Raw genomic sequence first — 12474 nt, 5'->3', positions numbered from 1 at the left:
AGGGAACCGGCCCGCTGGGGCGTTTTCAGGCGCACTATCAGTATGATGCGCTGGGCAGACGTACGCGAAAACAGGTCGCCACCGCCCACGGCACCACCGAAACCCGCTTCCTCTGGCAGGGATACCGTCTGTTGCAGGAGCAGCACGACGGCGGGCAATGCAGCACATACCTTTATGACCCGAACGAAGCGTGGAGCCCGCTGGCGCGAATCGACCATCTGCGCGACGATAAACAGGGTGAGATTTACTGGTTCAGCACTGACCTGAACGGCGCGCCGCTGGAAGTCACCGACGTACGCGGCAATGTGCGCTGGAGTGGTCATTACGGCAGCTTCGGTGAAGTGCGGCATCAGACGACAGGTTTCACCGGCGCGTTACAACACACCGCCCTCGCCCATCAGCCCCTGCGCTACGCCGGGCAGTATGCTGACAGCGAAACCGGTCTTCACTATAATCTGTTCCGCTACTACGACCCGCAGGTCGGACGGTTTATTGTTCAGGATCCGATTGGGTTAAACGGTGATAACCTAAATTTATATGATTATGGTCCAAACCCTAATGTCTGGGTTGATCCGCTGGGACTCGCATTAAGTGGCGTAGACTTCAGCGGTAGCCCGTCTTTGTACCCAGTGAGTGGTTCACAACGTAATATTGTTGAAATTACCTTACAAGGATCAAGAGGTCGTGATTTTATTGAGGCATACAAAACTGCAGACATTAATAAAGCTGATGCAGGTCAATATACATGGCACCATATTGATGATTTCAACCCTGAAACAGATAAAGCGACAATGCAACTCGTAACAACTGAGACTCATGTTGCATCTCTTCCACATCGAGGATCTGTGTCACAGCTTGAAAAACATTTTGGCGTTGAAAATGGTACACCAGAAGCTATTGAAATTTCTCACAGTAAAGGGTGGCTGAAGGGTCGCGTTCCTAAACATTGCGGATAGGTAGATACATGACGGTAAGACTAATTAATTCATCGCCTTCTTTAACTACAAATGACCTTAACAAAGTTGAAGCATTATTAGGGATTGTTTTCCCTCCAGCTCTCAGGGCTATGTGGCTGGCGCACAATGGCGGAGTTCTGGACGGAGAACGCTGCGTCTATCAAAATGATCAATATGAATTTGATATTAAGTATTTTTTGCCAGTTTTACATACAAAAGAAGAAGGAATACTTACAGTAGAAAGCCTCTATGGGCTATTGACGTACGATAAGAAAATATTATCTGAAACAATGGTCCCCTTTGCAATTGACGGTGGTGGATTTCCATTCTGTATTGATATAAATAATGGAGCCGTTTATTTTACAAATTTAGAAAGCCAGAAAACAATTTGTCTTGAACAGGATCTTGATAGTTTCATAAGTAACGTCATAACGGAGGATGAAGCTTGGGGATGATTATGTAACAACCCGGGATAGACATTCCCCTTCTCTTGAATTTCATAGCCAGACTATATCAGGTATTTTCATTCCTGCGAAAGTGTCTTTAACTACTGTGATGCATTCTATTTTCTGATGCTGATAAAATTCATAATCCCACTTCCTGTCAGCACTCCGCATAATAATTACCTTCACTTTTATTGATTTTACGTGTACTGCTATAGTACTAACGAAATACGATACTGTTTTTATTTTATATTTCCACATTTAACCTTTTGATTAAATAGTAAAATGGCCATTATGCAGATTGATAGTTTATAGGGTGTGGCGGTAGCGTACGCTACTCTGACGCAGTCATTTTTGGGATGTAAGAACAATACTACGGGCCTGATTCGCTGTACCGCCTGCTAAAATACTATTAAAACACAGCGCACATTTTCGTTATGACGCTGCGGATAGCCTCGCCGCCAGTGATAACGACCCGCCGGTCACCGATAACCGCCTGCAGCACTGGCAAAATCTGTTTATGCAGTATGACGTCTGGGGCAACCAGGTGTAATGCAGAGAACCCTCCGAAGGGAGTTGGCACACTATCAGTATGTTGGCCCCGGAAAGCGCGCAACCTCAAAAAAACACCCGGTATAATGGCACGGGTGTTTTTTGTTAATCACCGGCTTGACGTGATATCAAGCTAGCGCTTCTTTAAGCGTTAACAAACGTTTAGTCATCCGCCCATTTGCAGTAGCGTGTCCTTCCAGGGTATCCAACTCATCCTGAATCTCATTCATTAATGGAGTGAAAATCTGCCGCACAATATCTGTAAATGTTTCCAGAATGGCATCCTGAACCTCCGTTACCAGTTGTGTCGATTGCTCTGAAATACGCTGCATGTAAAGCCGTCTGGCTTCCACTTCTTTTTCTTCGGCAGATTTTGCCTGATAGAAATCATATATCCCCATTGCCAAATCTACCGCTGGCCCAATGAATGGCACAATCTTAGCGGCGTATTTTTCCATTGTTTTCGGACCGATACCTTTAAAGAGCTTTGGAAAATAGTTTTTCCCCATCTTCATTGCGCCGATCATCCCCTCTTTCAGCACCTGATCGTCAAGTTTGATCTTGCGCCCAAATTGCACGAGGTCGGAAAGGTTAAACAGCGACTGCCCATCTTCGTCAAACGAGGCGGTTCCGTTTAAACCACTACCAGAGAAACGGGGAATATCAGAAATCAGTTTTTCTGCTTGTTGACCTATCTCAGCAAGCGCGGTACCCAATTCCTGCTGGAAATATTCAGTATTCTGTTTTTGCCATTCTTCCAGTAAACTGCTTACTGACTCATACTGCTGATTTGACAGTAGTTGATAAACGTCATCCTTCATTTTCCCTTTAGCCGCACGTATTTTTCGCTCTGTTTTTGCCAGCAATGTCTGACGTGATTCATCAATTCGGGTGAGCAGTTTAGACAGCTTTTTCATCTCCCCCTCTTGCTGCAAATCGTCCAGTTTAAAGAGTGCATTCTCAATTTCATTGCGAATGAGTCCTTTATACGTATTCAGCATCACCGCTTTGTCGGTTGTCATAAAGAGACGCTGGACCTCGCGTTCTAGCGCCTGAATGTTACTTTTGGCCAGTAATGCCGATTTATGCTCAAGTTTTGCTTTTAACGCCGATTTAGCGTTCACCAGCCAGACCGGAACCTGTAAGGCCTTTTCACGAAATTCAGGTTTCGCCTGGTGGTAGAGATTGTGTTTAATCTTATCGACGATAGCGGTATATTCCGGGTCAGCTTCGCTGTAGCCACTTTTGTTATTAATCACTATCAAGAGTGGCTTGCCTGCTTCAATAATTCGGAATATTTCGCAATAGGTCGCCTGCTCGTCAAAAACACCATCACTGCTCAACACAAAAATGACGGAGTCAGAATATAAAAACTGTTCGCGCGTCACCTCTTCATGTTCCATCGGAGCATCAATACCCGGTGTGTCGATAATTTCAAACTGCGTGAAGGGATAGCAAGTGACACGATCGGTGCGGGGAATATCGTCCATTTCAGCCACTTCTTCGCCGACCAGTGCGTTGATAAATGTGCTTTTCCCCGCATTATACACACCGTAAACCATCACAACTGGCCTGCAATTTTCGATTCGTTCAGCCAGTTCGTTATCCAGTTTGTTGAGTTGTTTCTCATCAATACACTCTGATAATAATGGACGAGCATCACTGTAGAGTTGTTGAATCAATACCAAATCTGAAAACATCTCACTGCTCCTTCTGTTCATATTCCATTGCCCAGGAACGTATTTTATCTACCTGTTCTGCCAGAACGCCTACAGTCCGCTTCATTGGGTCCAAAAGCTGCCTGTTAACCTCTAACCGGGTCTTTTCAATAGTGCTGTCAACGGTTTCTATTGCCATTTCAGATAGACGTTCCGCTAACGCCAGTCTATTATCGCCGACCGCAACCTGAACTTTGCGGGAAGTTTTGATTTTCCCCCCCAGAAAATTACCGATCGTCTGACCAACAATGCCTCCCGCAGTGCCCGCAGTCCCGCCTGAAAATACAAATGCAAGGCTCCCTACGACCACGGCACCGATCGTGCCGCCAATAACCGCGTTACGACCTGAAGTGTCTATATCAATACTTTGGTGAATGGCATCAAGCTTAATTTTGTTTTTAAGGTTTAATTTGCCAACCATCTGATTAAGATCTACCACTAACGAGTCAGTGACCTCATCAATGATGGGAGAAAGTTTGCTTTCAAGCAGTCTGCGAACAGCGTCGATAATCTCGTTTTCAAGCTTTTTGGGATCCCGATGCAGGGCATAATCTTCAACATATGCCGTAACCTTCAGCGAGATATCATTACTGATAATCGCCTTTACCTCATCACAACGCTTCTTCAGGTCGCTTTGAAGATTGAGGATACGCTCAGATAACTGATTAAGAGGTACCATTAAGGCATCAATGCTGGTTTTCTCTTCATGGCTGGAGAGCAGTAAATGATAAAAAGCCTGCAATGCGTTATGTGGCACATTTTTCTTAAGCTGAACACCTTCGCTTTGGATAGTGTTAATGAGCTTATTAATGAAACCTTGCGCACCCGATTCATGCAGCGCATCTGGAGTATTGCCTTTGCTAGCCGTATACCGCACAGAAAGTGTCAATACTTCAAAATCAATATCCTTAACGTTCAGTTCGTCGCATAAAGCGATAAATTCTTTGCTGACATATTCCGCCTGTAGAGTGCGATTTCTGTCACTTTTCATTTGATAGAACGTGATTACGTTCCCCTCGTCGTCCTCATCCGACTCTTTTTCATCACAGCGAGTGATTAATAGCAGAAGACGTTTACGCCTTAATATTAACTCGCGGATCTCCTGCATATCCGTCCTGCGTCCTGGCTGGGCAGAGTTCATCGGATATATAATCAAATCCGCACTTTCGACATATTTCTGTGCCAGCGCCTGGTTTTCCGGTGTAACAGAGTGAATACCTGGAGAGTCAATCCATGTTAGCCCCGGTAGCGTAAATCCCTGAATGCAACTCGTCGCTTCCGCAGAATCGACATAAAAACCGTTACGATGAGTGGTATCTTCAATCGAGTGTTCCCCTTTCTCGGCAATAAAAAAATGGGGATCATGCCCCTCTTTTTTTAGTTGCTCACGCCGTTGCGGAGAAACTTTTTCCTGACCGTATGCGATAAAGTTACCAAGGGAGCTTTTACCCGCTTTGACTTTGCCATATACATAAATCAGCAGCGAGTCACCATAGTGTTTACGAAAAGACGTGTTGAGCTCATATTTTTCAATTCTCGTGACCCAGTCATCGACAATAAGTGAAATTTGCCCCAGGGTCAGTGAATAGAACTGACGTAGCGGTTCACTGCCGTTTTTTTCCACCGACCGCGTATCCAGAACCTGTTCAAGATTACGTATCAGCGAAAAGAATTGTTTTTCGTTATTTTTTACTGAATATTCAATTTCTGACAGTTCATCATGTAGCTCTTTCAGTTTTCCGTACAGCGGCTGGTGCCCCTGCAGTACATCATCTGGCATCATCAATTTTTTCCTTCTCTCGCTCCAGCATCGCAACCATTTTGGCGATCTCCCCCAATTCATCTTCCAGAGCTTTAATCTGCCGTTTTTCCCGTTTTAGGTTCAGCTTCATTTTGCTTCCGAGAAGCGATGACAATGCATTCATTGCCTGCTCTGGCGTCTCCGTTTCGGCCTCGGCAAAAGTAATGACTTTATCTATATTGACGTTTAGGCTCTTAAGGGAAAAATTGACATGCCGATCAATGATCGTGGTCGCGCCTGACGTTGCGTAAGCGCATAGTTTTTTTTGCATCTCAGCTGCGCGTTCTTCTTTTTGTTTTTGCTGATATTCTTTGCGTTTTTGCTGCTCCGCGCTGGCAGAGGATGAAGACGATGAATCCGTACTATCATTTTCGGTAATATAGTCGTAGGCCAGTTTGCCCAAAACAGCGGCGACGGGAATTAAGAACCACATTTAGATTTACCTCATACCAACTTATTGTATTCCGTTATCTTTTCTTTGAGCTCTCGCTTAAGTTCTTGAACCCCGGCAACAAACTGCTGTTGTTGATTTTCTATGACCCTTCTTTTTCTGGTCAATGCCGCCTGCTTCGAGCTTTGTAGCGAAACGGCTGCGTGTAACAATGAACTTAACAGGCGCTCCCGCCTGGTTTTTCGGTCTTTTTTCAGCGCAGCTCGTAGTTCGTCACCGCACTGTTCAAGCTGCATAATAAGCGCAGGTATACCGCTGGCAGCCACCAGTTTTAATTTTCCTTCACGCTTTCCTTTCAAATAACGAGGATTAGAAACCGGAAAAACAGGGATTGTCTTCGGTGAACCTCTGTTGATCATAGCGGTGATCTCATCAATTAGCGCCGCGTCTTCCTCTGGTTGCTCAGCACCCGTCAGCACGACCATCACATTATTGGTATCCATTATCCGTTGGAAAACGTTTAGATCCTTTTCTTGCAATGATCCTGCGGCCAGACGATGAACAATAAGCACCAGAACTGCCCCCGCAATCCCTCGCAGCGCAATTCGGTCATCTTCAGTGTTAACATCCAGCCCTGGCGTATCAACGTAGAAAAAATGTTCACTTTCATAGACGTTCTCCTCACGCGTTTCTGGAATATCATTAACGCGAAAGAAAGACGATTCATAATGGCCGGTGAGAGCGTTAAGAAGAGAGCTTTTACCTGAGTTATACGTGCCATAGACAACTATTCGCGGTTTCATCTGCCCTTCAAACGTGAGCAGTCGTTCAAGTTGTTCTATTTCATCCCCTCTGTCCACCAGCAGCTGGTGAAGCATATCAATTTGTGCTTTATCCACTTTTTGCCTCTATAACGGATTGCGTCATGCAAGCTCCGTATATCCCCTGCACCAGGTCTTAACATATATCGGTAAAAAAAATAAAAATCTTAATGCAAGGATATCAGAAATATTTTCCCCACCATAAGGCTAAGGTTTTCACTCAGGAACAATTTTGCCACTGCAAATCGGGAAGCCGCGTGGCGTTAACTCACTACTTTAAATCGCCGCCAGTCGCGGGGTTTGACGGATGTTGCTGAACAGCACGTTATCGCGATGATGAATTTTGCCCCGCCTTCCTGCTGGCTCAACCAGGATTACACTCGCCAGAAGAAACGAGAGAAAAGTATGAGCACTGGATATATTTCGAGGCGTCCCAGTATCATCGCGACGCACATCAGGTACTTTGCCCCCTCGCTAAGCGTGCCGAACGTAGAAACGGTTTCACCAAACCCCAGTCCCATATTGTTGATACAAGCCGCAACGGTTGCAAATGAGGTTAATAAATCATACCCCATCATATTAAGCAGCCAGATGAAAAAAACGGTAAAGAGAATATAGAGGAAAAAGAAACTCCAGACCGAACGCATTACACGGTCAGTGACGACACTTCCGCCAATCTTAATGCTTATCAAGGCTCGTGGATGGGCCAACTGATGCAATTCATGTCGGCTTTGTTTGAAGAGGATAAGAAATCTGAGAGCCTTAATACCACCGCACGTCGAACCAACACAGCCGCCAAAAAAGCTCACTAACAGCAAAAAGATGATTGTATGGGTCGGCCAGTCCGCGTAATCCAAAGGCGCCAGGCCATTATCCGTCATCATCGAACTTGCCAGGAAGAACGAATGCACAAGGCTTTCAGGGATGTTGTACATTCCGGCATGCCAGACCTGCCATGCCGTAATCAAAATGACAATTAGCGCGGTTAACAGAAAGAAATGCAACTCTACGTTACGAAACAGAGGCTTGAGAGTACGCCTGATAATAACCACATACCACAGCGTAAAGTTGAACGCTGATAATAGAGAGAACAATCCCGCAACAAATTCAATAGCGTGACTGTCATAAAACCCAATGCTCTCCGTATGCGTTGAGAATCCCCCCAACGATACCGTCGACAATCCGTGACAAATGGCATCAAAAACCGGCATTCCTGCAATGACGTATGCGAGGCTACATGCAATCCCGAGCAACAGATAGGTTAGCCAAAGCGTGCGAGAGGTATCAGCAAGTCGCGGTGTCAGTTTCTCTTCTTTAAATGGGCCGGGCATTTCAGATTGATACAGTTTTGAACCACCAATCCCCAACAACGGCAGTACAGCGACTGCCAGTACGATAACCCCTAATCCACCAATGAAATTAAGTTGGGCACGGTAGTAAAGGTAGGATCGGGGTAACGCATTAACATCACCGATCACAGTCGCGCCTGTGGTTGTGATGCCAGAAACACCTTCGAATAGCGCGTCGGCAAAGGATAAATGAAGCATGTCATCCAGCCATAAGGGAAACGCGCTTATCGTTGAAAACAATAGCCAAAACAAGACGATAATGATAAATCCATCTCGTGTTCGCAGTTGAATGCCGGTTCTTTTTGTCGCCATCCACGCACCACCACCGAGGATGAAAAATGCGATGAACGTTTCCAGAAAAACAAAAAAGCTCCTTTCCTTGTTAACTAACGCGATGATCATCGGCGGCAGCATAGAAAAACTATAAAGCCATACCAAAAAACCGCACATATGCGTAACAACTCGAAGCTGAGATGTATTCAGGGAATAATAGGTTTTCAAACAACACCCCGGGCCTAAAGCGAAGATTCGTCATTTTTATCGCATCAGTATATCTCTTCTCGCTATAAATCACCTGTTTGCAGCATTCCCCTTCATTCTTTGTGCTTACTTTGCAACCAGTCCACCTTCCCGCCTCAGCAGGTTTACCTGTCACATTTATTCGGCCGCACTCAGCAAATGACTTTGTCACCGACGTACTGGTTTTGAGTCAATACCGCACATGGATGCCGTCACTGCAACGTTCCGGTTGTAGTGGTCAACAGGAGAAAGTCTGCCAGTGATATGGTATTGGAGAGGTCGCGTAAAGCCGGATTTTCGTAAAAGCCCCAGCGATTGCCGGGACTTTAAGGATGGATATGGTGCCTCGCAGGGCTACCCATGTTTGTTGCTGTTTTGCCCCTTTCACGAAAGGGAATTCACCGCAAAAGGGTAAAAGATGAATTAGTTGGTTGCTTTACCAATCATAGCGCCAGCACCCGCCCCCACAGCGGCCCCCTGAACCATACTACGACCCGTCATTGCAGCAGCCCCGGCACCAACAGCAGCTCCGACAGCACCGCCTTTACGCGCAGACTTCCCCTCTTTACCGTGTTCAGTCATGGCGCCAACGCCCCCACCGACAACTGCACCTTTAACGGTAGAACTGACACTTTTCCCCGTTAAAGCGCCAACTGCGGCCCCCGCGACTGCACCACCTGAAGTTTTATCCATTGCCTGGGCTGAAAAAACAGGAACCATTGATAGAGCACAAACCACCAGCAATGTGCCTTTAACAAAATTTTTCATATGTATATCTCTTTTTTTAGAGCAGCTAATCTTCCCTGTGGATTTTACTTACCCAAAAACAAACCTCAAGTTAAAAGCTTTCAGAACCTACACCAGTCTCGACAGTATCAGAATATTCACTATCAATCGCCGCTGATTTGGTGGCTGCACAGGGACTATTCGTTACCCCATTGGTTCAGAAATGTCGCAATCTCATCAATACGCTGTCCGTCGATACCCGCTTCACTGGCCATCTCTTCCTGCGCGTCCTCACTGATTTCTTCATTATTCATCAAACGTGTGATCAGCAGTTGGAAATAGCGTGCCAGGGCGTCACGTTCTGACTCGCCTACCGGTGCCTCGCATTCCGTCGAATACTCATCCACGATGTCATAATATTTGAGCGGTATTTCATTGTTCATAAATTGATCCTGGGGGTTAACGTTTATGTCAGTGGCCGTCGGCGTTGTCTGACGTAGATAATTTCATTCTCAAGGATTGGACTCATCTCAATTTCTTACACAAGAAATTGCGACCTGCTTACGTTTGATAGCGCTGGTTATATCCACATCTCGCGCACGGCAAGTGTAAGCATCATCCAATATCATCCCATCAATAATCTGTCTTTTACCCCTCATTTTCTACTTCTTATTGTGAAAACTCGTCTTGATAAAATCACGTTAACATGAATATGCGATCCGACGGGCTGATTTGGCAGAGAGTACGCATCCTGTGCCGTTCACTGTAAATAGAACCGTTTTATTTCCACGCACTTTTTTCAGGGGGGAGATCACTCACAAGGGGAGATCAAAAAGACTGGGTCGTTGTTGGGGTGAAAACGGGGTAAAAACGAGGTTTTTTTGGGGAAGAGTTTTGGGGAAAGTTTTGGGGAAGAATTTTCTATGGCATAAAAAACGGGAACCAACCGGCTCCCGTTCTCACACAACCCAGAAACTGGATTACATGTTTTCGATAATCGCGTCACCAAACTCTGAACATTTCAGCAGTTTAGCGCCGTCCATCAGACGTTCGAAGTCATAGGTGACGGTCTTCGCGGCGATCGCGCCTTCCATACCTTTGACGATCAGGTCAGCAGCTTCGAACCACTGCATGTGGCGCAGCAGTATTTGAGGTAAATGTATTTATCTCTATGTATTTAATGAGTTTTATCAATAAATGATTGATTAAGAGGTTCATTTTGCCTTCATCATAACCTATTGATTTTGTATAGTGTAATCAGAGTTTTGATAACCACTTTTGTACCGTATGGAGGTAAGTTTGAAGACTTCGACGCTCATCCAAAAACTGATAGAGATAGACAAAACTGTTCCGTTCGACGCTGACGTTGTAACTGGGGAAGATTGGTGGCCAAGTTCGATTTCCCGTGTCTATCACAACCCACCCCATACCTACATTGAGTTCCATAGCGAAGAATCTCAACAGGACGAAGATCCTGATGAGATAAGCATTTATAACGAGTTGGAAATCCGTGCTCATCAGATGATACAGGCAAGGGATTTTGTAAAGTCCAACATGGAGTTAAAACCTGAAGAAATAATTTCCGAATTAAACGCTCAGATTGATCGCCTGAGATCTATGGCAGAAGCTCTCCTGAAAAAATAGTAAGGGGTCCATTATGAAGTGCCCGCAATCGGAGGTTCAAATCCTCTCGTAGCAGCCCCAATTCCCCTAGCATACCAGTCTCTCCTGGCTGGTTTTTTGCCAGCAATTTATCAATTCTGAAACACCTGACTTTTTCACCCTTCCCCGCATCTTTCATACCTACCCTATACTTTCAGTCTGAACGCTGGAGGTTTTCATGTGCGGACGTTTTGCCCAGTCACAAACCCGAGAAGAATATCTGGCATACCTCGCTGAAGAAGCGGAGCGTGATATTGCCTATGATCCTGAGCCCATTGGCCGGTATAACGTGGCACCGGGAACAAAAGTGCTGTTACTGAGCGAACGCGACAAACAGTTACACCTCGATCCTGTTCTCTGGGGATACACCCCCGGATGGTGGGGTAAACCACCGCTGATTAATGCCCGTGTTGAAACTGCGGCCACCAGCCGGATGTTTAAGCCGCTGTGGCTGCATGGCCGGGCAATTGTATTTGCTGATGGCTGGTTTGAATGGAAGACCGAAGGTGGAAAAAAACAACCCTACTTCATTCATCGTACCAACGGCCAGCCATTATTTATGGCAGCCATTGGCAGTACGCTATTTGAACGTGGAGATGAGGCAGAGGGGTTCCTGATTGTGACTACTGCTGCGGATAAAGGGCTGGTAGATATTAATGATCGCCGGCCGCTGGTGCTATCACCGGCAGCAGCTCGTGAGTGGATACGGCAGGATGTTGGAGGAAAAGAAGCGGAGCGTATTGTAGAAGATGGAGCTGTATCTGGCGAACACTTTACCTGGCATGCAGTATCCCGCGCTGTAGGGAACGTAAAAAACCAAGGTTCTGAATTGATTGAGCCTATTAATTATTAAGTATGCTTATTAGATCTAGTGTCTGCTAAAACTACGACTGATCTGATTGAAACCTACTTTGACTGCCGACTGTGCACCAGAGCAGACTTTCTTTATATGTGATCAACTTCAGACAATAAAACTATGTGTTTATATACATACCATGCCAAATTTTATGCATACTTGTTATGGTTGGCTACCATGTGTTTAAATGCTATGCGATCCGCTAACAAACGTTAGCAATATTAACAATTAATGGAACTATAAATGGGTAAATATCACAACGACCAACCGATACACGGTGGCGCAAATGATCCTGATTTACTAAACAGGCTAGCCTTTGCTAATCATTTAGCAAACGTACTGTTATTAAATTATGATGATGATTGTCTTACTGTATCTTTGGAGGCGGAGTGGGGATATGGAAAAACATCAGTTATAAATCTCGTCAAAGGAGCTTTAAATGAAAAAGAATCAAATCCAATTATTGTTGAATATAACCCTTGGCTAGCTGGCAAACCTGAGTCTTTAATTCAAGATTTCTTACTTCAATTTTCGTCTCAGCTTAATATTAGAGACAAATCTGAAGTGGCATTAAAAGCTGCGGAGGAAATAATTGCATACTCTAGTCTATTCAATTTGGCAAAACTTGTTCCAGGTGCGGAGCCATGGGCATCAATAACTGAAAAGCTGCTCTCTAGATT

The 12474-nt window shown here is 45.2% G+C and carries 12 protein-coding genes and 1 pseudogene; 5 read left to right on the top strand and 8 right to left on the bottom strand.

From position 1 onward, the window contains the following. Positions 1 to 956: RHS repeat-associated core domain-containing protein (locus NNO04_RS21295; protein ID WP_271446356.1), on the top strand; the 956-nt coding region annotated here is incomplete at its 5' end. A gap of 8 nt (positions 957 to 964) precedes the next feature. After that, on the top strand, positions 965 to 1411 hold the full coding sequence (locus tag NNO04_RS21290; protein ID WP_271446355.1) for an SMI1/KNR4 family protein: 447 nt from the start codon (positions 965 to 967) through the stop codon (positions 1409 to 1411). 668 nt (positions 1412 to 2079) lie between these two features. On the opposite strand, the gene NNO04_RS21285 is transcribed toward NNO04_RS21290, so the two are convergent. The 8 genes and pseudogenes from NNO04_RS21285 to NNO04_RS21250 form a co-directional block, all read right to left on the bottom strand. Continuing rightward, positions 2080 to 3651 (bottom strand): GTPase, encoded by a 1572-nt coding sequence (locus NNO04_RS21285; protein ID WP_271446354.1) that lies wholly within the window; start codon positions 3649 to 3651, stop codon positions 2080 to 2082. 1 nt (position 3652) lies between these two features. After that, complete coding sequence (locus tag NNO04_RS21280) at positions 3653 to 5452, bottom strand: dynamin family protein (protein WP_271446353.1); 1800 nt, start codon at positions 5450 to 5452, stop codon at positions 3653 to 3655. After that, positions 5439 to 5903 carry a hypothetical protein gene (locus NNO04_RS21275; protein ID WP_271446352.1) on the bottom strand — a complete coding sequence of 155 codons (465 nt, stop codon included), beginning with the start codon at positions 5901 to 5903 and terminating at the stop codon, positions 5439 to 5441. Before NNO04_RS21275 ends, NNO04_RS21280 begins: the two co-directional genes overlap by 14 nt. Before the next feature lie 11 nt (positions 5904 to 5914). Then, positions 5915 to 6760 (bottom strand): GTPase domain-containing protein, encoded by an 846-nt coding sequence (locus NNO04_RS21270; RefSeq protein WP_271446351.1) that lies wholly within the window; start codon positions 6758 to 6760, stop codon positions 5915 to 5917. 296 nt (positions 6761 to 7056) lie between these two features. Next, positions 7057 to 8514, bottom strand: a complete 1458-nt coding sequence (locus tag NNO04_RS21265; RefSeq protein WP_271446357.1) for a TrkH family potassium uptake protein — start codon at positions 8512 to 8514, stop codon at positions 7057 to 7059. A gap of 459 nt (positions 8515 to 8973) precedes the next feature. After that, complete coding sequence (locus tag NNO04_RS21260) at positions 8974 to 9318, bottom strand: glycine zipper family protein (RefSeq protein WP_203360973.1); 345 nt, start codon at positions 9316 to 9318, stop codon at positions 8974 to 8976. 155 nt (positions 9319 to 9473) lie between these two features. Further along, on the bottom strand, positions 9474 to 9719 hold the full coding sequence (locus NNO04_RS21255) for a YmjA family protein (protein ID WP_271446350.1): 246 nt from the start codon (positions 9717 to 9719) through the stop codon (positions 9474 to 9476). A 537-nt stretch (positions 9720 to 10256) separates the two neighbouring features. Beyond that, positions 10257 to 10427 (bottom strand): annotated as a pseudogene (locus tag NNO04_RS21250) (NADP-dependent isocitrate dehydrogenase); the annotation flags it as partial. A 148-nt stretch (positions 10428 to 10575) separates the two neighbouring features. Between NNO04_RS21250 and NNO04_RS21245 the strand changes: the two are divergent. The 3 genes from NNO04_RS21245 to NNO04_RS21235 form a co-directional block, all read left to right on the top strand. Then, positions 10576 to 10920, top strand: a complete 345-nt coding sequence (locus NNO04_RS21245; RefSeq protein ID WP_271446349.1) for a hypothetical protein — start codon at positions 10576 to 10578, stop codon at positions 10918 to 10920. 196 nt (positions 10921 to 11116) lie between these two features. Further along, positions 11117 to 11791, top strand: coding sequence for an SOS response-associated peptidase (locus tag NNO04_RS21240; RefSeq protein ID WP_271446348.1), 675 nt, complete (start codon positions 11117 to 11119; stop codon positions 11789 to 11791). Between the two features lie 246 nt (positions 11792 to 12037). Further along, positions 12038 to 12474 (top strand): P-loop NTPase fold protein (locus NNO04_RS21235; RefSeq protein ID WP_271446347.1); only part of this gene is annotated, 437 nt, incomplete at its 3' end.

Origin of the sequence: Citrobacter sp. Awk 4 (assembly GCF_028069725.1) — a bacterium.
Taxonomy (GTDB): domain Bacteria; phylum Pseudomonadota; class Gammaproteobacteria; order Enterobacterales; family Enterobacteriaceae; genus Citrobacter_D.
The sequence above is the reverse complement of the archived record's forward strand: the minus strand, read 5'-3'. Positions and strand labels throughout refer to the sequence as shown.